Source organism: Shewanella sp. BJSY2023SW007 (assembly GCF_047314525.1).
GTDB classification, from domain to species: domain Bacteria; phylum Pseudomonadota; class Gammaproteobacteria; order Enterobacterales; family Shewanellaceae; genus Shewanella; species Shewanella chilikensis.
The window spans coordinates 1-20,531 of sequence record NZ_JBKORL010000095.1 but is presented as its reverse complement, the minus strand read 5'-3'; the positions used below and the strand labels follow the sequence as shown (position 1 = coordinate 20,531).

General features: G+C 54.9%; 16 protein-coding genes. 15 read left to right on the top strand and 1 reads right to left on the bottom strand.

Features of this window, described 5'->3' with window-relative positions; all coding sequences use genetic code 11:
• Nucleotides 1–49 precede the first annotated feature (49 nt).
• From ACMHXE_RS16295 to ACMHXE_RS16225, 15 genes are all read left to right on the top strand, one after another.
• Entirely contained in the window at nucleotides 50–517 is a 468-nt protein-coding gene (locus ACMHXE_RS16295) for a Tfp pilus assembly protein FimT/FimU (RefSeq protein ID WP_101054739.1), read from the top strand.
• Nucleotides 507–1,007 (top strand): prepilin-type N-terminal cleavage/methylation domain-containing protein, encoded by a 501-nt coding sequence (locus tag ACMHXE_RS16290; RefSeq protein ID WP_101054742.1) that lies wholly within the window; start codon nucleotides 507–509, stop codon nucleotides 1,005–1,007. The genes ACMHXE_RS16295 and ACMHXE_RS16290 overlap by 11 nt, the downstream gene beginning before the upstream one ends.
• Nucleotides 1,007–1,843, top strand: a complete 837-nt coding sequence (locus ACMHXE_RS16285; RefSeq protein ID WP_287589668.1) for a PilW family protein — start codon at nucleotides 1,007–1,009, stop codon at nucleotides 1,841–1,843. Before ACMHXE_RS16290 ends, ACMHXE_RS16285 begins: the two co-directional genes overlap by 1 nt.
• On the top strand, nucleotides 1,833–2,306 hold the full coding sequence (locus tag ACMHXE_RS16280; protein WP_345855616.1) for an MSHA biogenesis protein MshP: 474 nt from the start codon (nucleotides 1,833–1,835) through the stop codon (nucleotides 2,304–2,306). The genes ACMHXE_RS16285 and ACMHXE_RS16280 overlap by 11 nt, the downstream gene beginning before the upstream one ends.
• A 451-nt stretch (nucleotides 2,307–2,757) precedes the next feature.
• Nucleotides 2,758–6,018: a DUF6701 domain-containing protein gene (locus ACMHXE_RS16275; RefSeq protein ID WP_413732795.1), complete on the top strand. Its 3,261-nt coding sequence runs from the start codon at nucleotides 2,758–2,760 to the stop codon at nucleotides 6,016–6,018.
• Nucleotides 6,019–6,138: 120 nt separating this feature from the next.
• Nucleotides 6,139–7,581 carry an inorganic phosphate transporter gene (locus ACMHXE_RS16270; protein ID WP_335917445.1) on the top strand — a complete coding sequence of 481 codons (1,443 nt, stop codon included), beginning with the start codon at nucleotides 6,139–6,141 and terminating at the stop codon, nucleotides 7,579–7,581.
• A gap of 208 nt (nucleotides 7,582–7,789) precedes the next feature.
• Complete coding sequence (locus tag ACMHXE_RS16265; RefSeq protein WP_025011854.1) at nucleotides 7,790–8,839, top strand: rod shape-determining protein; 1,050 nt, start codon at nucleotides 7,790–7,792, stop codon at nucleotides 8,837–8,839.
• Nucleotides 8,840–8,881: 42 nt separating this feature from the next.
• Nucleotides 8,882–9,760 (top strand): rod shape-determining protein MreC, encoded by an 879-nt coding sequence (mreC, locus tag ACMHXE_RS16260; protein WP_101054754.1) that lies wholly within the window; start codon nucleotides 8,882–8,884, stop codon nucleotides 9,758–9,760.
• The gene (mreD, locus tag ACMHXE_RS16255; protein WP_071238668.1) at nucleotides 9,757–10,245 is read left to right on the top strand and encodes a rod shape-determining protein MreD; all 489 of its coding nucleotides are present in this window, start codon (nucleotides 9,757–9,759) and stop codon (nucleotides 10,243–10,245) included. The genes mreC and mreD overlap by 4 nt, the downstream gene beginning before the upstream one ends.
• Before the next feature lies 1 nt (nucleotide 10,246).
• On the top strand, nucleotides 10,247–10,849 hold the full coding sequence (locus ACMHXE_RS16250; protein ID WP_145839124.1) for a Maf family protein: 603 nt from the start codon (nucleotides 10,247–10,249) through the stop codon (nucleotides 10,847–10,849).
• A gap of 131 nt (nucleotides 10,850–10,980) precedes the next feature.
• Nucleotides 10,981–12,447 (top strand): ribonuclease G, encoded by a 1,467-nt coding sequence (gene rng / locus ACMHXE_RS16245; RefSeq protein WP_044735291.1) that lies wholly within the window; start codon nucleotides 10,981–10,983, stop codon nucleotides 12,445–12,447.
• Nucleotides 12,447–16,772 carry a YhdP family protein gene (locus tag ACMHXE_RS16240; RefSeq protein WP_413732792.1) on the top strand — a complete coding sequence of 1,442 codons (4,326 nt, stop codon included), beginning with the start codon at nucleotides 12,447–12,449 and terminating at the stop codon, nucleotides 16,770–16,772. The genes rng and ACMHXE_RS16240 overlap by 1 nt, the downstream gene beginning before the upstream one ends.
• Nucleotides 16,696–17,541, top strand: coding sequence for a carbon-nitrogen hydrolase family protein (locus ACMHXE_RS16235; protein ID WP_412502375.1), 846 nt, complete (start codon nucleotides 16,696–16,698; stop codon nucleotides 17,539–17,541). The genes ACMHXE_RS16240 and ACMHXE_RS16235 overlap by 77 nt, the downstream gene beginning before the upstream one ends.
• A gap of 36 nt (nucleotides 17,542–17,577) precedes the next feature.
• Nucleotides 17,578–19,026: a metalloprotease TldD gene (gene tldD / locus ACMHXE_RS16230; protein WP_071475647.1), complete on the top strand. Its 1,449-nt coding sequence runs from the start codon at nucleotides 17,578–17,580 to the stop codon at nucleotides 19,024–19,026.
• Nucleotides 19,027–19,383: 357 nt separating this feature from the next.
• The gene (locus ACMHXE_RS16225) at nucleotides 19,384–19,782 is read left to right on the top strand and encodes a hypothetical protein (RefSeq protein ID WP_101054766.1); all 399 of its coding nucleotides are present in this window, start codon (nucleotides 19,384–19,386) and stop codon (nucleotides 19,780–19,782) included.
• A gap of 123 nt (nucleotides 19,783–19,905) precedes the next feature.
• Here the strand turns inward: ACMHXE_RS16225 and ACMHXE_RS16220 are convergent.
• A partial coding sequence (locus tag ACMHXE_RS16220; RefSeq protein ID WP_224868444.1) for an IS256 family transposase occupies nucleotides 19,906–20,531 on the bottom strand: 626 nt, incomplete at its 5' end.

Here is a 20,531-nt window from a genome sequence, read left to right as displayed (position 1 = left end):
TGAGCTTATTTGCCATACTTGAGCGGGGATAGCGTTGGCGGGAAATCATATGGCTGCGACCAAGGGCACAGGCGCCCGGGGGTTTACTCTGGTGGAGCTGGTAGTGACTATCATGTTGCTGGCCATACTTTCTGTTGTGGTGCTGCCCAAATTGGTATCCTCCAGTAGTTACAGTGCCTGGACGCTGCGACAGGAATTGATTGCCGAGCTGCAAAAGACCCAGATGTTGGCTCTCAATAATCCCGACCGCTGTTATCGACTCACTATCAGCAGCGGCGCTTATCAACTCAGCCATTTGACCCAGGATTGCGCCACCCTTATCCGCAGTAATAGCGCCGAAAGCTTGCCGCGCAATACCCGGATACTGCTTCAAAGTAACGGCGCTGACAGTTTTCAGATCCAGTTCGATGCTTTGGGCCGCACTAACCTTGCCTGCAATGGCGCCTGCCTCTCTGTGGTCGCCGATGAAACCCTGACTATCGCCATAGAGTCCGAGGGCTATATCCATGAGGGCTGAAGCGCGGGGATTCACCCTGATAGAGCTGGTGATCGGCATGTTGGTGCTCGGTATCGCCCTAGTGCTGTTGACCAGTGTGCTGTTTCCCCAAAGCGATCACGCGGCGCAGACCCTGCATAGAGTGCGCAGCGCCGAGTTGGCTCAGGCTGTGATCAATGAAATCTGGGGCAAGCGTTATGATGAGCATAGCGGCGCCAACGGTGGTCTACCCGCCTGTGACGGTTTGGGCGGTGTCAGCTGTACCCGGGTTAGCGATTATGGCCCGGATGGTGAGAGTCGGGATCAATTTGACGATATCGACGATTACCACGGTCTTAACGAGCAGAGCCTGATGCTTAATGCCAGCCGGAATTATCTTAAACACTATCCAGGCTATCGCCTCAGCGTTCAGGTATCCCAGTATCAAGCCAACAGCAAGCTGGTGACTGTCACGGTAACCACCCCGGCAGGCGAAGCTATCCGTTACGACGTGCTGAGGAGTAATTTCTGATGCGCAGCAGGCAGAGTAAGGGATTTATGCAGCTCAAAGGACAGGTTTTCGCCAAGGGCTTTACCTTGGTGGAGTTAGTCACTGTGATCCTTATCCTGGGGGTTCTGGTGGTGGGTGTCAGCAGCTTTATTATCTTTGGTACCCGTATCTTTGTGGATTCTACCGCCGTTGACAGAGTGCTGGGCAGCAGCCGTTTCGTGATGGAGCGCCTGAGCCGGGAACTGCGTAATGCCGTGCCTTCCAGCCTCAGGTTGCAGTCCAGTTCTCAGCTGCAGTGTTTGGAGTTTCTGCCCATCAGTGCCAGCGGCAGCTATCTGTCATTGCCACTGGCGCCGGATGTCCAGGCGGACAATGCCACAGCATTTGCACCGGCAACGGCGGTTTCGGCCGGTGAACAATTGCTGGTGTATCCGCTGACCAATGCGGAGGTTTATGGCAGTGGCAGCAACAAGCGTCACGCTATAGAGAAGGTCACTGCCAACGGCTCACTGCTGACCTTGCAGTTTGCCGCTGCGGTTAATTTTGCCGAAGCCTCGCCGGCGAAGCGCTTTTATGTGGCCGGGCAACCTGTCAGCTACTGCTTTTCTTCCGTGGATGGCAGCATTCGCCGTTATAGCCACTATGGTTATCATGCCGGCCAACCTCTGCCCGATACCATGGGCACTGGAGCCTTGATGGCCGAAGGCTTGAGTAATGATATGGCCACCAACCCGGCGGTGCGTTTGTTGCCTGCGACTCTGGTTAACAACGCCATAGTACAGTTGCAGCCGCAGTTTGCTGTTGTCGGCGAGCAGTTTCAGTATCAACATCAAGTGCAGGTGATCAATGTTCCTTAGTCGAAATTATCACTGTTATGCGCAAAAGCATCAGGGCGGCAGCGCCTTGGTGATAGCCATCTTTGTAATATTGGTGATGTCGCTGTTGGCGGTGACTCTGTTGCGGGTTGGCGGCGACGCCGACGAGGGCGTCAACCTGGAAGTCTGGGGCTTAAGGGCGCTCAATGCTGCCAACAGCGGCGCCGATGCGGCCCTGGCCAGGCTGTTCCCCTTAAGCGGCGGCACTGCCGGTTGCGCCGCCGTGGGTTCAAGTTGGACGGTGCCGGACGTGACCGGGTTTCATGGCTGTAATGTCCAGCTTAGTTGCGAGACCTTAAGCCAGGATACCAGCCCGGTCAGTGCCAAGTTGTATCGTATCCGCAGCAAGGCGGTATGCGAGAGCGGCAGTTGTGGTGTGGGCGCGGCTGATGACAGTCAATGTCTGAGAGTGAGCCGGGTTGTGGAGGTGGAAGCCCGTGAATAGATACTTGTTGTGGGTTATCACCTTATGTTGCTCATTTCAGGCAATGTCATTCGAGGTTATTGATAATAGTGAAATTTTTCCAGCAGTGGTGCAAGGGCATCATGGTAATAACAATCGGAATTGTAATGCGCAGGGTACTTCATCTCTAACCTTATATAACAATGCTAAAATCAATGGAACCCAAGGGATGGCATTGAAGTATTGCTCAATAAATAACGGGTCACCTACGGATGCGTGTGATGATGGTAACGGTGGGCGAATGCAATGCCAGATTGCCAGTTCTAGTGTTGGTGGCTTCAACCTTAATGCCAACGAAAATCGATTTAAGACGAGTACCAGTTGGAGCTCGATTTCTGATTGTGCAACCCTGACCCAGCAAAGTGCCGTGCAAAATATGTGGGGAAGGCTGTCAATCTACAGTGGTTGTGTGGGCACGTTCTCTAATGCGAATATGGAATATCGTTTCCGTTCAATGGAGCTTGGTAACAATACCAGGTTAATGTTGGCACAGGGAGATTATTGGCTGGAAACCTTGCAGCTTAATCAAGGTGCTCAGTTGTATGTGCAAGGTAACAGCCGCATTTTTATCTCGAATAATGCAGAATTAAATGGTGCGACTATTAATGTGGCTTCGGGTGGGCAATTGACCATAGTGGCCTATAACGGCCTGACATTGAATAACGATAGTACAATTAATGGTTATGTATACGCCGACGGTACGGTGACTTTAAATAATAGAGCTGTGGTGAATGGCAGAGTAACCAGTCGCCATTTGGTAATGAATAGTGATACTCAAGTTAACGAAGTCATAGTGGATCCTCCACCGCAGGAACTGCATTGTTTCAAAGATTATTTTAATTCGGCTTCTCTATCGGCAGATGATTGGGCCATCAAGGTGCTGGGCAATTCAGTGCCGCCCAGCATAGTGGGCGGACGTCTGCGTTTGACTCCTGCCCGGGGCAATCAGGCAACCTCCAGTACCTATCAGCGCTTGTTTCCGGCCGAAGGCAACCTGGTAACAGTTGAATTTGATTATTACGCTTGGTCGCCCCGGCGTGGCACCGGCGGTGATGGGGTGGCGGTGATCCTTTCTGATGCGGCGGTGACGCCGCAGCCGGGCAGTTTTGGTGGCGCCTTGGGTTATGCCCAGCGTAATGATGGTACCCCGGGTTTTGCCGGAGGCTGGTTGGGGGTGGCACTGGATGAATACGGAAATTTTTCCAACCCTACAGAAGGGCGTGTCGGAGGCCTGGGGGAGATTCGACAATCTGTTTCTATTCGTGGTTCAGAGGCGGGTTCTTATCGTTACCTGAAGGGGACGGAAGATTCTATCAGTCCCGGTATTGATGTTCGAGGCTCTCAGTCTCCTGCGCCGGGGCACAAGTATAAGATTACTGTAGATTCCCGCCAGGCCAACATGGCCATGGTGTCTGTTGAGCGAGATACAGGTGCCGGTTACCAAACTCTGGTGAGCCCATTCAATGCCCGTAACTTTCCTGGCCAAAGCCGTGTGCCGACAGATTTTTACCTGTCGCTGACCGGCTCTACCGGTGATGCCAACAACAACCATGAGATAGACAATTTCAAGGTTTGTGCCCTGGAGTCAAAACCCGTGGGCGAGCAGGTGCATCATTTTGAGTTTGATTACAGCAGCGCGCCTTTTACCTGTCGCGCCGAACCCATCACCTTGAGGGCCTGTAAAAATGCCAGCTGCTCAGAGCTCTTCACTGGTACTGTCACCGCCAATCTGAGCCCTAACCCCGTCAGTAACGGCCGTTGGTTGCCGGCAAGTTCGGTGACTTTCAACGGTGGCAGTACCCAAATTCAACTGCAAAAGTTTGATCAAACGCCGCTGACACTGGGGGTTTCCTCCTCGACACCGGCCACACGCCCCGGCAGTGATACCCTTTGCCGAAGTGGCAGCGATCCCTTGAGTTCGGCCGCCTGTCGCCTGAGTTTTGCCGATAGTGGTTTCATCTTTGATGTGGCAGATAAGCTGGCCAACAAGCCAGAGACGGGAGTGCTAGTTAAGGCTATGAAGTCAGATGGCACAGCCCAGTGTGTACCGGCCTTTGCCAGTACCAACAAGACGCTTTCGTTCTGGAGTGAGGCGCTGTCGGTAGTTGTCGGTTCACCCAAGATGCAACTGAAACCGACAGGCGCCCTGAGCTGGCAGGATATAGGCAGCAGTCAAGCTGCCGCCACGCCGCTGACCTTGGCCTTCGATAGTCAAGGCCAAAGCCGAATCGATATCAATTATGCCGATGCCGGTCGGGTCGAGTTAAACACCCTCTATACGGGAACGACCAGCGAAGGGGATGCGGGGCTGGTGATGCACGGCGCCGATGATTTTGTCAGCTTCCCGTTGGGATTCTGTATCGAGGTAGAGCAATACTGCCAGGCCGCGGATGCCTCCTGTGCGCCTTTTCGGCGAGCGCAGGAAAATTTCCCACTTAGCATCAGCGCCAAGGCTTGGTCTGAGTATGGCAATGCCGATCTCTGTAAAAACCTTACTACTCCGTCCTATCAACAGGCGGGTCTCTCTTTATGGCATAAGTTGATTGCACCGGCTTCAGGTCAACCCGGTGAACTGCAACTGCAGCAGTATGATCATCTGCGCCAGCAAACGCCTGAGAATAACCGGCTCGCTCAGGCGGTCAGTGAGGTTGGGGTGTTTGAATTCGGCGTCACGGCGCCTTTGCCCTACGAGGGCAGTGTGACCTTCCCGAGTTTGGTGGCCAGTGCTTATTGGCAGGGGCCGAGCGGCAAAACCAAAATGCCAGTCGGGCGTTTTGTGCCGGCTTTTTTCCGAGTCGATGAAGCCAGTTTGCTGCCCGCCTGTAATGGTTTCAGTTATATGGATCAGCCATTTGAAGTCAGTTATAAAGTCAGCGCCTTGGCACTGGATAGGCAAGTGACCCAAAATTATGTCGGTGATTTTGCCAAGGCTTACAGTCATTATCAGGCAGTCAATCAATTCGACGGAGTGGCCTTGGACAGCCGGGTTTCGGGGGGCGAGATCACTTCAGATACCTGGGTGGATGGCCTGGCTGAGTTCCAAGGGCAACTCAAGTTTGCCCGTAAGGACCCTGTTGCAACAGACGGGCCTTTCCCGCTTTTGGATATAGGCCTGGAAATTCAGGATCCGGACAAGATTGCCGAGCTGCAGGGGAGCAATATGCAAAGCGATTTCAGCGGTGACTGCTCTGTGGCAGGCAGCTGCAGCGCCGTGCGTCTTGGTAGCCAAAAGATGCGTCATGGGCGTTTGCTGTTGGACAATACCTTTGGCCCGGAAACCCAAATCTTGAGCATGGCGGCGAGGACAGAGTATTGGGATGGTAGTGGCTGGCGTTTGAACGAGCTGGATAACTGCAGTGTGTTCAACACGCCGCTTGAATATCAACAGGATCAACTCACCCTGGGTTACCGCTATGAACCTGCGCTCAGTGCCGGGCAGAGTATTAGCCGCTTCGCCAGCGGCGGCAACACAGTCACTGCCTTTGGCGGTGAATTTGAACTCTTGTGGCGTGCGCTCGGAAGCTCCGGCTATCGCGGTAAGGTGACGGCGCCGCTCAAAACGCCTGAATGGTTGCAGTGGTACTGGAATTGGAATGGTCTCAATGACGGCACACTTAGCGACCCCAGAGCCAGTGCCTTCTTTGGCCGCTATCGCGGCAACGACAGGATCATCAGTTGGCGGGAAGTTAACTGAAGCCAAATAACAACAGTGTGAAGCAAATCACTAAAGCGCCAAGATGTAGATAATTTAACTTTGTCTTCAACTCACATTGAGCATAATCGACAGCCTCTGCTGTATTTGGCTGATTAAATTATGTTGGAAGCGCTTGCGGGTTTGGGGTGGATCTGGTCTTTGGGGCTGATCCTGGCTGTACTTTTTGTGTTGGCATACGAGTTCATCAATGGCTTCCACGACACCGCCAATGCGGTAGCCACTGTGATTTATACCAATGCCATGCCGGCCAGAGGCGCAGTGCTGGCCTCGGCGCTGTTCAACTTTGCCGGGGTGTTGCTGGGGGGGCTCGGTGTGGCTTACGCCATAGTGCATCTGCTGCCGGTCGGGCTCTTGTTGGACATGGATTCCTCCCAAGGCCTGTTGCTGGTGTTCTCCCTGCTGTTCTCGGCCATCGTCTGGAACCTGGGTACCTGGTTCTTCGGTATTCCCGCCTCCAGCTCCCACACTCTGATCGGCTCCATCATGGGTGTCGGTGGTGCCTATGCCTGGCTCAACGGCCAATCGCCGCTGGATGGCGTCAATACCGGCAAGGCGATAGATATCATGCTCTCCTTGCTCTTGTCTCCAACCCTGGGCTTTATTCTGGCGGCGATTTTGCTGTTGGTGATGAAACGTATCTGGCGTAAGCCCAAACTGCATCGCACTCCGGCAGAGCAGATGGCGGTCAATGGCAAGAAGCACCCGCCATTCTGGGCCCGGATTACCTTGATAGCTTCAGCCATGGGGGTGAGTTTCGCCCATGGTTCCAACGATGGTCAGAAGGGGATAGGTCTGGTGATGTTGGTGCTTATCTGCATGGCGCCGGGGTATTTTGCCCTGGACTTGAACAGTCAAAGCTTCGATATGGATAAGGCTCAGGATGCCAACCGGCGCATCATGGCCTTGTATGATCGCAACCCGCAGCTGGTGGCTAACTTGGGTGAGCACGCCGCCGACAGTCGCTGTCAGGACTCGGCCATAGCTTCGATGCAAAGCCTGGATAGGCTCCTTGAGCAAGGGAATACGGTTAAACAGCTGACCCAGGAGCAGCGCCGGCAAGCCAGGCAGTTGATCCTTTGTATCGATGACAGTACCCGCAAATTGGCCAAGCAGCCATTGCCCGCTGCAGAAGTCAGTCAGTTAAAACATTGGCGTGGTCAGCTTAACGCCATTACCGAATATGCGCCGCTATGGGTCATAGTGGCCGTTGCCCTGGCGCTGGGTTGCGGCACCATGGTGGGCTGGCGCCGGATTGTGCACACGGTTGGCGAGAAAATCGGTAACGGTGGCATGACCTACAGTCAGGGTATCGCCGCGCAGTTGACCGCCGCCGGTTCTATCGGTATCGCCAGTATGACAGGCATGCCGGTATCTACCACCCATATCCTGTCTTCGGCCGTGGCCGGCACCATGGTGGCCAATGGCTCCGGAGTACAGAAAAACACTATTAAACAGATCCTGTTAACCTGGGTACTGACACTGCCTATGACCATAGTTTTGTCGGCCGGGCTCTTTATGTTGGTGCAAACCTTTTTTGCTTAATAAGCACACAAATCATGTCAAGGGATTGGCATGATCCAAGCTTTTGGCAACTTTATCTCAGCGCATTGCGACAGCTTTTACAGATATATGCCAAAAACCCTCACGGATTAGCGAATGTTAACCCCGCGAGTCTTGTGGAATGCCGGAGGCATTGATAAAGTTAGCTGATTTTCATTTCTTCTGACTCCACAGAATACAGGCTAGTTACATGTTCAAGAAGCTGCGTGGCATTTTTTCTAACGATCTGTCGATCGATTTGGGTACAGCTAACACTCTCATTTATGTTCGTGAAGAAGGCATTGTATTGAATGAGCCTTCCGTGGTCGCCATCCGTGGCGAACGAAGCAGCTCTGGGCAGAAATCCGTGGCCGCAGTCGGTACTGAGGCGAAGCAGATGCTGGGACGTACCCCCGGCAATATTCAGGCCATCCGCCCAATGAAAGATGGGGTTATCGCCGACTTCTATGTAACCGAAAAGATGCTGCAGCACTTTATCAAGCAAGTGCACAACAACAGCTTTTTCCGCCCAAGCCCTCGGGTACTCGTGTGTGTGCCTGTAGGTGCCACTCAGGTTGAACGCCGCGCGATCAAGGAGTCAGCTATGGGTGCCGGCGCCCGTGAGGTTTACCTGATTGAAGAGCCAATGGCGGCCGCCATAGGGGCCGGCCTGCCGGTTTCCGAAGCCACAGGCTCCATGGTGGTGGATATAGGTGGTGGTACCACTGAAGTGGCCATCATCTCGCTCAACGGCGTGGTTTACTCCTCTTCCGTGCGTATCGGAGGTGACAAGTTTGACGATGCCATCATCAACTATGTGCGCCGCAACTACGGCAGCCTGATTGGTGAAGCCACGGCCGAACGCATCAAGCACACAATCGGCACGGCTTATCCAGGCGATGAAGTACTGGAGATTGAAGTGCGCGGCCGTAATCTGGCCGAAGGGGTACCGAGAAGCTTTACCCTGAACAGCAATGAGATCCTCGAAGCGCTGCAAGAGCCGCTGTCGGGCATTGTCAGTGCCGTGATGGTAGCACTGGAGCAGTCGCCTCCGGAGTTGGCGTCCGACATCTCTGAGCGCGGTATGGTGCTCACAGGTGGTGGTGCCTTGCTGCGGGATCTGGACCGTCTGCTGATGCAGGAAACCGGGATCCCTGTAATGGTCGCCGAAGATCCGCTTACCTGTGTGGCCCGCGGCGGCGGTAAAGCACTGGAGATGATCGATATGCACGGCGGTGACCTGTTCTCAGAAGAAAACTAATACTTTCCAGCACAGGCGGTATCTTACCGCCTTAGCTTTTCTATGAAGCCTATTTTTGTTCGCGGTATTTCAAATCAGTTCAGGTTGACATTGGCAGTGGTCATGTCGGTGATCCTGCTGGTTGCCAATGATCGTCTCGAACCTGCGAGACAGTCGCTGGCATCCTTACTGAGCCCTCTACAGTACCTGGCCAATGTGCCAGGTGAGCTGCTGGATTGGTCTGCCCAGAGTCTGGCGACCCGTGACATGCTGGAGCAGCAAAACAAAGAACTCTTGCGCCAGCAACTGCTGATGAGTGAAAGACTGCAGCGTTTTGAACACCTGCGCCAGGAAAACCAACGCTTGCGTGAACTGCTGGGCTCGCCGGTGCATATGGACTCGCGCAAGATGGTGGCCGAGGTGATGGAAGTGGCCAGTGACCCCTTCCATCATTATGTGGTGATCAACCACGGCAGTCGCAACGGCGTGTTTGTCGGTCAGCCGGTGGTGGATGCCCAGGGGGTTGTCGGCCAAGTGGTACAGGTCAGCGAACTCACCGCCAGGGTGTTGCTGCTCTCCGACCCCAAACACGGCTTGCCGGTGCGTATTACCCGCAACGATGTGCGCCTGATAGCCAACGGTATAGGCGAGCTCGATGAGATAGAACTCAGACACGTGGCCAAGAGTACCGACATCAAGGTCGGCGATCTGCTGGTGACTTCTGGGCTTGGCAACCGCTTCCCGGAAGGTTATCCGGTGGCGCGGGTGATTTCGGTTTCCCGGGACGATGGCCAGAGCTACCTCAAGGTCACGGCGCAGCCGCTGGCGGCGCTGGACCGAATCCGTTATCTGCTGCTTATCTGGCCTGAAGACCATCCCGGCGCCAAGCCTGAGTCACTAGAGCCGGCTGCAATCGACGCCAACAGTGGAGCCGAATCATGAGTCTGGAAAATGCCAATGGCCGTTTGGCGGTATGGCTGACCCTGTTGCTGGGTATGCTGCTGCAGATCATGCCGGTACCGGAAATGTTCAGCGCCTGGCGCCCCGATTGGTTGGTGCTGGTGATGATCTATTGGGCCGTGGCACTGCCCCATAGATACAATATTCTCACCGCCTGGGTGTTGGGGGTGCTGCTGGACATTCTCCTGGGGGCTACCCTGGGGATCCGCGCACTGGCCATTTCCCTGGTGATCTATGTGGTGGTACTGCACTTTCAGAAGTTGCGTAACTTCCCCATGTGGCAGCAGTCTTTGGTGATCGCCAGCCTGATCTGCTTCTATCATCTGATTATTTTCTGGGCCCAGTTTGTGGTATCAGGGGCGCATTTCACCATGGAGCTATTCCTGCCTTCCCTGTCCAGCCTGGTCATTTGGCCCTGGGTCTTCTGGATACTGCGCCGCGTCAGGCGCCACTACAAGGTACGTTAATATGCCGCTGATTTTGGCCTCAGCCTCCCCCAGACGCCGCGAGCTTTTGGCACAGCTGGCGCTGGGAAATCCGAACTTTGGTTTTGAGATCCTGCCCGCCGATATCGACGAGAGTCATCAAGCCGGGGAAACCCCGCAGCAGTTTGTCAGCCGTTTGGCCGAAGAGAAGGCGGCTGCAGGTTTAGCCCTGTGGCGCGGGAACCCTGAACATCAGCAAGGGTCTGATACTCTAGTGCTGGGCTCAGATACTATAGTGGTATTGGGCGACAGAATTTTGGGTAAACCCGTGGACAAGGCCGATGCCTGCGCCATGCTCAAGAGCCTGAGTGGCCGCAGTCATCAGGTGATGACCGCCGTGGCCTTGACCGATGGCAAGCGCACAGAGGCGGCTCTGGTGGTCACCCAGGTGTACTTCTGCGACTTGAGCGATGCCGATATTCAGGCCTATGTTGCCTCGGGCGAGCCCATGGACAAGGCGGGAGCCTATGGCATTCAGGGGCTGGGTGGCAGCTTTGTCGCCAAGATTGAAGGCAGTTATTCGGCGGTAGTGGGCCTGCCCATGGCTGAAACCCGCTCGCTGTTGCACAAGGCCGGATGTTTGTAAGCTCGCTTACACAAACTGACGAATTTTTAGCAGCTTTAACGCCCGCCAGTCGATAAAATCAATGAATTAACATCCAACAAGGGTAAATCGTGAATACCAGTCGCACAGTCAATAGCAAGGCTCCGCGGAAGATGGGGTCAGAACTGCTGATCAATGTGACGCCCACGGAAGCGCGAGTCGCATTGGTAGAACACGGTGTCCTGCAGGAAGTGCATATCGAGCGGCGTATGAAGCGCGGCCTGGTGGGCAATATCTACAAGGGCAAGATCAGTCGGGTTTTGCCCGGGATGCAGGCGGCATTCGTCGATATCGGCCTGGAAAAGGCGGCCTTTCTGCATGCCTCGGACATAGTGCCGCACACAGAGTGCGTTGCCGATGTGGAAAAGGGCAACTTCGTGGTGCGTGATATTGCCGAGCTGGTACGTCAGGGCCAGGACATCATGGTGCAGGTGGTCAAAGACCCCCTTGGCACCAAAGGCGCGCGGCTGACCACGGATATTACCCTGCCTTCCCGTTACCTGGTGTTTATGCCGGGCTCAAGCCATGTGGGGGTTTCCCAGCGAATAGACTCCGAAGAGGAGCGGGCGCGGCTGAAGAAGATTACCCTGCCTTTTGTCGACGATGACGGCGGCTTTATTATTCGCACCGCGGCCGAAGGCATAGGTGAGGATGAACTGGCGCAGGATGCTGCTTTCCTGCGGCGGGTGTGGGCCAAGGTCAGCGAGCGGCGCAAAAGGCCCAAGGCCACGCTGCTGTATCAGGACTTGGCCTTGCCGGTGCGAATTGTCAGGGACTTTGTCGGTGCCGAGCTCGATCGCATTCAGGTGGACTCGGGCCACACCTTCGAGGAACTGCTGCATTTCGCCCAGGAGTTCATGCCGGAAATTGCCGATAAGATAGAACACTACAGTGGCCCGGCGCCGATTTTCGATCTCTACGATGTGGAGAATGAGATTCAGCGGGCGCTGGAGCGTAAGGTGGAACTCAAGTCCGGTGGCTATTTGATCATCGACCAGACAGAAGCCATGACTACTGTGGACATTAACACAGGGGCCTTTGTCGGCCACCGTAACCTCGAAGAAACCATATTCAACACCAACCTGGAAGCGACCCAGGCGATTGCCCGTCAGCTGAGGCTGCGTAATCTGGGCGGCATCATCATTATCGACTTTATCGATATGCTGCAGGATGAGCACAAACAAAGGGTGCTCAACAGCCTGGCCACGGCACTGGCCAATGACAGGGTCAAGACCAATATCTCAGGTTTTTCCGGCCTCGGCCTGGTAGAAATGACCCGCAAGCGCACCCGCGAGAGCCTGGAGCATGTACTTTGTGGCGAGTGTCCTGCCTGCCGTGGTACCGGCTCGATGAAAACAGTGGATACCGTCTCCTTTGAGATCTTCCGCGAGATCATCCGTCTCAACCGCACCTATGATGCCGATGAATTCCTGATTTACTGTGCCCCTGCGGTACACGCCTGCCTGTCCGATGACGAGAACCACCTGGTGGCTGAACTCGAAGTCTATATCGGCAAGCGTATTCGCATTCACTGCGAGCCCATGTATGTGCAGAGTAAATATGATGTGGTGATGGTCTAGTGCGGCTGTCTTTTTGCCCTCGAACCCTTGGCCGCTATTGCTGGCGCACTTTGGCCGTGACCTTGGTGCTGTTTGCCTTGATGGTGAGTCTCATCCGCGGGCTGTTGCCGCAACTGGATGAAGCCAAGCAGCAATTGGCCGACTATGTCGAGCGCGAATATGGCGTCGAGGTCCAGATAGGCAATCTGTCGGCCCGTTGGCAGGCTTTCGGCCCGGCGCTGACGGTTGAGGACTTGGTGTTGCCGCCGCAGGAGCGTTTGCCGGTGACACTCATGATCGACAAGGTCGATGTCAAACTGGATTTTTGGCAGAGTCTGATGACCGCCGGCCCGCAAGTGGAAGACGTGATCTTCGACGGGGTGCAACTGGCGCTGGATCTGGATCATCTGGGGCAAAAATCGACCGCGACTCTTGATACTGAAAGTAAACCTGCCCCAGCCACCAATATCGATTGGCTCTACGCTTTGCTGCTGGAGCAGCTGGACCGTTTTTCTATTCGCGATGCCAGTGTGCAACTGCTGTCCAGCAGCCATGATTATCGTCCCATTCATCTGCGGGACCTCAGTTGGCGCAACAGCGGCAAGTTGCATCAGGGCAGCGGCGCTCTCTATTTGGACGAGCTGGCAACGGCGACCGAACAACTCACTCTCAGGCTGGATCTCAAGGGCGATGGCTACAAGCCTGATAGTATCAAGGGCCAGGCCTATCTGCAGGCGCAGTCGCTGGATCTAGGTAAGTGGGCCTCGCGCCAGCCCAATCCCTACGATCCGCAAACCAAGCTGCCACTGGAGGGCGTGATTAACCTGGAAGCCTGGATTGAGTTTGCCAACCGTGGCCTGGAATCCGGGGTGATCAAGCTGTTGCCCAGCTGGCTGCGCTGGTCGCTCAGAGATGAGCCACAAAAATTTGCCATAGACGGTGGAGTGATCGCCTGGCAGCCCATAGCCGACGGCTGGCGCCTGGACAGCAGCGAGCTCAAGCTGGCAACCAATGACAAGCCTTGGCCCAAGCTGGAGTTTCACGCCATGGAAACCGCCGGGGTGCTTTATGGCAAACTCAATGAACTGCAACTCGATGGCTTGTTGCCGCTGTTACCGCTAGTTCCCGGCATGCCCTTGGAAGGCTTGCGTACCTGGCAGCAACTCAAGCCTCAGGGCAAGCTCGGGCCTTTGGCTATCTATCGCCCCAAGGACGGTGAACTGCAGGCCAAAGTGGCGCTGGAGCGGGTTAGCTGGCAGCCTTCCGAGTCCATCCCTGGCAGCACACCAATCGATCTTTCCCTGGGATGGCGGAACAATTTCCTCAGCGCGGCATTGCCTAGCCAGGACTATAAACTGGACTTTGGCGATGGTTTCAAGGCGCCGCTCAGTTTTCGCGCCGATGCCTTTGAGCTGGGCTTCTCGCTTGAGCGCCAGGCGCTGGTGCTGCCGGCACTACATCTGGGCAATGACGACATCAGCCTGGACGCCTCGATGCGTTTGCTGCTGGCCGACAAGCCACACCTGGCGCTGTCTTCCCGGGTCAAACTACTCAACGCCGCCAATGCCGGGCGTTATTTCCCGCGCCATGCCATGGGTGAGTCGCTGGCCGATTATCTGGAAGGCGCCCTTAAGGCCGGTCGTAGCGATGATGCCGCCGTGGTCTGGCACGGTGAGTTGGCCGGATTTCCCTATCAAGATCATTCCGGGGTGTTTCAGGCAGGGTTCAATCTGACCCACGCCGAATATGCCTTCCAGCCGGATTGGCCGGCGGTGACAGATTTGAGTCTCAAGGCGCTGTTTGAAAATGCCCGGATGGATCTCTGGGTCAACAAGGGCAAGCTGTTGAATGTGGCGGCCGATGGCGCCCATGTCTATATCCCCAAGATGGATCACCGGAGTCTGCTGCGGGTCGAGGCGCAACTGGCGACTCAAGGGCAGGATGCCACTGAGGTGTTGCAGCGCTCGCCGCTTAGAGACAGTGTCGGTATCACCCTGGATGTGGTGCAGGTTCAGGGGCCTGTCAGCGGCAAGCTGGATTTGAGTATTCCGCTCTATGACGGTGAAGAGGCGCAGATCCTCGGTGATGTCCAGTTTGCCGGGGTGCCGATTTATATCCGTGAGCCAGGGGTGCTGCTGGATAAGGTCAGCGGCAAGGTGAGTTTTCATAACGAGGTGGTCAAGGGTGAAGGCTTGAGTGCCAGCCTGTTTGGCCAGCCGTTGCAGTTTGGGTTCGATACCGGCAAGGTCAATCAGAATATGGGGCTCAATGCCAGGCTCAAGGGCCAGTGGAACCTCGCCAACTTGCCGTCCGAGCTGGATAATCCTTTAAGCGATTTTTATCAGGGCGCGTTGGATTGGCAGGGGAATCTGAAGCTGATCTTTGATGAGATAGGCTATCGAATTCAAGCCAATGTTAATGCCAATCTCAAGCAGACAGAGTTGCTGTTGCCGCCGCCTTATCAAAAGGCATCTGGGCAGGCGCTGACGCTCAAGGCCGAGCTGCTCGGTGACAACAAGACCAGCTCCCTGGGCGTGCGTCTGGGGGATAAGGCCGAATTCTGGGGTGGCTTTGATGCCGACTCAGGTAAGGGCCTGAAACACTATGACCTGCTGCTGGGGCGCCTCTATCGCAGCGGCGATCAGTTGCAGAAGCAGGATGGTCACTTACGGCTGGCCCTGGATGAGGTGGATTTTGCCCAGTGGCAGCCGCTGATCAACGCCTTTGTCGGCGGTGGTAACCATGACGAAAAGGCTGCTGGCGAGAGCCAAACAGCAGTTCAAGCCGTGACTCAAGCTAAGACCCAGGCCAAGACCCAGGATGAGACTCAAACCGAGAGCACGGCCGGCACTACAAGCATTGCAGCCGACAAGGCCTTCTTCCCTCCGCTCAAGGGGATAGAGGCCAGAGTGAAACAGCTCGAGCTACTGGGGCAGCGTTTTACCGAGTTGCAACTCAGTGCCCGCCCCGGAGAGCATGCCTGGCAGATAGAGGGACTGTCACCGGAGTTTTCCGGTCGGGTAGAGATCTATCCGGATTGGTACAGCCAAGGATTGAAGCTGGTGGCCTCGCGCCTGTATCTGAATCCGATAGCGGCAGCAGCGGCTGAGCCCGATTCCAAAGCGCAATCCGAGCCCGAGCCTGAAACCAATCTGCTTCAGGGCAGTGACCTGCCGCCGCTGGCGGTGGAGGTGGATGATTTCCGCTATCAGGATATGGCGCTGGGGCGTTTGTTGTTGCAGGCTAACCCGTCGGCGACGGGCTATCAGATCCAGACCTTGGCGCTCAGCAGCAACGATGCCAGTTTGCAGGGCAAGGGTGAATGGCTGAGCCGTGATGGTAACAACCGGACCCAGGTCGAGCTCAATCTCAAGGGAGATAAATTTGATCTGTTGGCTACTCGCTTGGGACTGGATCCCGGCGTGAAAGACTCGCCGCTGGAGGTCAAGGCCGAGCTCAACTGGCTGGGGGCGCCGCTGGCGTTTAATCTGGAGAGTCTCAGCGGTAAAGTACGTTTCGATCTCGGCAAGGGGCATATCGAACAGCTCAGTGACAAGGGGGCGCGGATCTTCTCTCTCTTTAGTCTGGACTCGCTTTTACGCAAGTTGTCACTGGACTTTACCGATGTGTTTGGCAAGGGCTTGTATTACAACTCCTTTGGCGGCGATCTGACCCTGGAGAACGGGGTGCTCAAGACCACCAATACCGAGATGGACGCCATTGCCGGTAACATGAAGGTGCGCGGCTATACCGATCTGGTTACCGAGAGCCTCAACTATGATATTCGCTTTGTGCCGCAACTGGCCTCCAGCGTGCCGACTGTTGTGCTGCTCAGTACCAGTGCCTGGACCATGGGCCTGGGGGCTTTTGCCCTGACCAAGGTGCTGGAACCCGTGATTGAGATTATTTCAGAGATACGTTTCCGCTTGACCGGCACCATGTCAGAGCCCAAGCTGGAAGAGTTGGAGCGAAAGAGCAAAGAGATAGAGATCCCTGAGTCTGTACTGCCACGGCAACCCAAATCGGCGCCTGGGAAAGGACAGACTCATGTGCAGGATGATGAGCCTGCGGCCTCGGATGCAGGCCAAGGCGATCAAGCCAAGTACAACAAAGCCAAAGCGCTTAACAGCGACCCAGTGAGGGCTGTTGAAGAGGGGGGCGGCGCTGAGGCTGAAAAACCTTTGCCTCAAGCCGATAAAGTCACGCCGCTGCCGCTCAAATCGCCGAGTGAACCCAAGACAGAAGTGCCAGTGAAACAGGAAGTCGAACATGCAAGTCAGTCTGCTACAGTGTCAGAGTTGCCGCGAGCCGGAACAGAACCTGCAATTTATCGTCTCGCAGCTTGAGACTCTTCCCCGCCAAGATAATGAACCCCAACTCGTGGTGCTGCCCGAGTGCAGCCTGCTGTTTGGCGGCCATGAGAGCATGCAGCTGGCCTGGGCCGGTGAGCCTGGGCAAAGTCCGCTTAAACGGCGCTTGGCCGAACTTGCCACCCAGTTTCAGGTTTTCCTGCTGGCCGGCTCTATTCCGGTAGCCTGTGGCGATGGCCGGGTTTACAGCCGCTGTTATCTGTTTAATGATCAGGGGCAGGTACTCGGCGACTACGACAAGCTGCATCTGTTTGACGCGGAAGTGACCGACGGTACAGGCCAATACCGCGAGAGCGATACCTTTTGCCCGGGTGAGCGGATAAGCGTGGTGGATACCCCTTTTGGCCGCATCGGCCTGGCTATCTGTTATGATCTGCGTTTCCCGGATCTGTTTCGGGCGCTGCGTTTGCAAGGCGCCGAGATCATCGCCTTGCCCTCGGCCTTTACCAAGGTGACAGGCGAGGCGCACTGGGAAGTGTTGCTCAGAGCCAGGGCGATAGAAACCCAGTGTTTTATACTGGCGGCGGCGCAATGGGGCCAGCATAATCAAGGAAGCCGCGAGACCTGGGGCCAGAGCATGATAGTCGACCCCTGGGGACGCATTCTGGCGCAGAAGGCCGAAGGCACAGGCTGGGTGCAGGCATGTTTGGACAAGGCCGAGTTAGCGCGGGTGCGCAGCGCCATGCCCGTAGAGACACACAATAGATTTTTGCCGCCGCAACTGGGCGACGGTAAGCGGAAATAACCAACAAGGCCACAGGGCCGGATTGAGAGAGACCCAATGCCATTTTTAACCCAAGTGGGACAGAGTTTACTGCAAGAGGGACTGCACCTCGACGATCTGCAAACTTACCTGGAGCGAATCCACCAACACCAGGTGGATTTTTCCGATCTCTATTTTCAGGGCAGCCGTCATGAAACCTGGGTGCTGGAAGATGGCATAGTCAAGGAAGGCAGTTTTCATATTGAGCGTGGTGTCGGTGTTCGAGCCATCAGTGGTGAAAAGACAGGTTTCGCCTACGCCGATGAGATAACCCCCAAGGCCCTGGCTGCCGCCGCCGATGCCGCCAGAGGCATAGCCCAGACTGGGGGCAGCTATCAAACTCAGGCCTGGAAGCGCCGCGGCGCCAAGGCGCTGTATCTGAGTGAAGATCCGATAGCGGCACTGGAAGAGGGCCGTAAAATTGCCCTGCTCAAGGAAGCGGATGCCTATATCCGCAGCCTGGATAGCCGCATCATTCAAGTGGTGGTCAGCCTGGCCGGAGTGCATGAAGAGATACTGGTAGCTGCCAGCGATGGTACTCTGGCGGCGGATATCCGGCCGCTGGTACGCTTCAACTGCTCGGTGATCCTCGAAGAAAACGGCCGCCGTGAACGGGGCGGTGCCGGTGGCGGTGGTCGTCACCACTATCAAACCCTGATGGCTGCCGCTGATGACGGCCTGCCCATGTGTTTTGCCTTTGCCCGCGAGGCCGTGCGTCAGGCACAGGTCAACCTAAAGGCGATAGACGCCCCTGCCGGTGAAATGCCTGTGGTTCTGGGCGCAGGTTGGCCCGGAGTCTTGTTGCATGAAGCGGTTGGCCACGGTCTGGAAGGTGACTTCAACCGTAAGGGCAGTAGCGCCTTCAGCGGTAAGATTGGCCAGCAGGTGGCCTCCAAGTTGGTCACTGTGGTGGACGATGGCACGTTGGAAAACCGCCGTGGCTCGCTGACCATAGATGATGAAGGTACCCCGGCGCACAAGACAGTGCTGATTGAGAACGGCATTCTCAAGGGCTATATGCAGGACAAGCTCAATGCCCGCCTGATGGGGCAAAAGCCCACCGGGAATGGCCGCCGCGAATCATATGCTCACTTGCCTATGCCGCGGATGACCAACACCTATATGCTGGCCGGTGAGTCGGCGCCCGCCGATATTATCAAGTCGGTGAAAAAAGGCCTCTACGCCCCCAACTTCGGTGGCGGTCAGGTGGATATCACCTCGGGTAAGTTTGTGTTCTCGGCCTCTGAAGCCTACCTGATTGAAAACGGCGAGATCACCAGTCCGGTGAAGGGGGCGACCTTGATAGGCAACGGCCCGGAAGCCATGGGGCAGATCTCCATGGTGGGCACAGATCTTGAACTCGACAAAGGCGTCGGCGTCTGCGGTAAAGACGGCCAGAGTGTCCCGGTCGGGGTTGGGCAGCCAACGCTTAAACTGGACCGTCTGACGGTCGGCGGCACAGCCTGAGAAATGCTGTCGAATCCCTGATTCGGCAGCTGAGTTTAGCGCTGGTTCATGAATTGCTCTTGGGCGAAGTTGATAGCCGCTGTGGCGGCAGAAAGTCTTGGAGCAAATGCATCCCTATTAATCTAAATCGATTGTGATCTTTGCAGAAACAGGCTTAAGCCTGCCGCAGGCAGGCCTGGCAAGGGCAATTCTGCATGAACCTCCGAAAGTGAGCGTCTCAGAGAGTTTCATTTCCAAAAATCCGTCGTTATTTATCAGAGAGTGACACCTTGCAGCGGGCTTTCTTGCAGCTCGGAAAGTGTTTAGGGTGTCCTGTATATTCCTGCTGTATATTGGGTTAGAGAAGGAGCTGGATAAATGAGAGTCGAATTAAAACTTTTTATCATATCTATGTTATTTATGGTTACAGGTTGTAATAGTACAGAGGCTGAAGCTATGGATTTTTGCCCCCCAGAAATTGAAAAAGAAGCCAGAGAAACATTAGGCTTAGTAGGCAAGGAATCTATAAGCCTGCATGAACTTTTAGCATTAGCTGGCAGTAAAAGTTTGGTTTACGAGCCTTATGAGATTGACAATAAACCTCTAAATTGCTCGAACATTAAATTGAATAGTGATTATCTTTCGTACATGGTATATGCAGGATTCAATGAGACTAAAGAGTATAAAAAGTCATATCTAGTGATAGCAAACTCAATGGAAAGCAAAGTGCTTTATATTGATAAGAGGTATATGTATAAGGCCCCAAAAATGTTCTGATTATTAAAATAATGTTTTGAATCCAAAGCCTCGAACTCGCGAGGCTTTGTTTTATCAGGTAAAGGGGGCTTGGCTTGGGTTTGTTTTCAGGAGGGTGTTCAAAATTCTGTGTCACGTTAAAAATCACAGATCGATGTGAGCATCCAGTCGTCCTTCAAAATGGATGGACAGCTGAGATAGCGTTAAATTCCAGTTTTGAATCGGGTGTGACCACCGCTCCTGAGCCTTCAATATACCGGCGTAGAGCAGTTTGAGTAAACTGTTCTCGTTGGCAAAACCACCCTTGGTTTTCGTCAGTTTACGAAACTGACGATGTACGGCCTCAACCGCGTTCGTGGTGTAGATAGCCTTACGCACGTATTCCGGGTACTTAAAATAGGTCGATAACAGCGCCCACTTGTTGCGCCAGGACTTGATGACCACAGGATATTTGTCGCCCCATTTGGCTTCCAGCTCGTCCAGCGCCATCTCAGCTGCATTGAGGGTTGTGGCTTTATAGACACACTTTAAATCAGCCATAAACGCCTTCTGGTTTTTAGACGCTACGTATTTCATTGAGTTACGAATTTGATGAATGATGCATGACTGCACCTCTGTATGTGGGTAAATGGTTTCAATGGCTTCAGGGAAGCCTTTAAGGCCATCGACACAGGCAATCAGGATGTCTTTAATTCCGCGACTATGAAGATCGGTTAGTATACTTAGCCACTGATGTGCACCTTCAGTGTCTGAGATATACAAGCCCAACA

Bases quoted from the DNA above. Each gene is read 5' to 3' on its own strand.
- ACMHXE_RS16250 (WP_145839124.1), top strand. From the start codon at position 10,247: ATGCCGCTGATTTTGGCCTCAGCCTCCCCCAGACGCCGCGAGCTTTTG.
- mreC (WP_101054754.1), top strand. From the start codon at position 8,882: ATGAAGCCTATTTTTGTTCGCGGTATTTCAAATCAGTTCAGGTTGACA.
- ACMHXE_RS16270 (WP_335917445.1), top strand. From the start codon at position 6,139: ATGTTGGAAGCGCTTGCGGGTTTGGGGTGGATCTGGTCTTTGGGGCTG.
- tldD (WP_071475647.1), top strand. From the start codon at position 17,578: ATGCCATTTTTAACCCAAGTGGGACAGAGTTTACTGCAAGAGGGACTG.
- ACMHXE_RS16280 (WP_345855616.1), top strand. From the start codon at position 1,833: ATGTTCCTTAGTCGAAATTATCACTGTTATGCGCAAAAGCATCAGGGC.
- ACMHXE_RS16295 (WP_101054739.1), top strand. From the start codon at position 50: ATGGCTGCGACCAAGGGCACAGGCGCCCGGGGGTTTACTCTGGTGGAG.
- ACMHXE_RS16275 (WP_413732795.1), top strand. From the start codon at position 2,758: ATGGAATATCGTTTCCGTTCAATGGAGCTTGGTAACAATACCAGGTTA.
- ACMHXE_RS16225 (WP_101054766.1), top strand. From the start codon at position 19,384: ATGAGAGTCGAATTAAAACTTTTTATCATATCTATGTTATTTATGGTT.
- ACMHXE_RS16290 (WP_101054742.1), top strand. From the start codon at position 507: ATGAGGGCTGAAGCGCGGGGATTCACCCTGATAGAGCTGGTGATCGGC.
- mreD (WP_071238668.1), top strand. From the start codon at position 9,757: ATGAGTCTGGAAAATGCCAATGGCCGTTTGGCGGTATGGCTGACCCTG.
- ACMHXE_RS16285 (WP_287589668.1), top strand. From the start codon at position 1,007: ATGCGCAGCAGGCAGAGTAAGGGATTTATGCAGCTCAAAGGACAGGTT.
- rng (WP_044735291.1), top strand. From the start codon at position 10,981: ATGGGGTCAGAACTGCTGATCAATGTGACGCCCACGGAAGCGCGAGTC.
- ACMHXE_RS16265 (WP_025011854.1), top strand. From the start codon at position 7,790: ATGTTCAAGAAGCTGCGTGGCATTTTTTCTAACGATCTGTCGATCGAT.
- ACMHXE_RS16235 (WP_412502375.1), top strand. From the start codon at position 16,696: ATGCAAGTCAGTCTGCTACAGTGTCAGAGTTGCCGCGAGCCGGAACAG.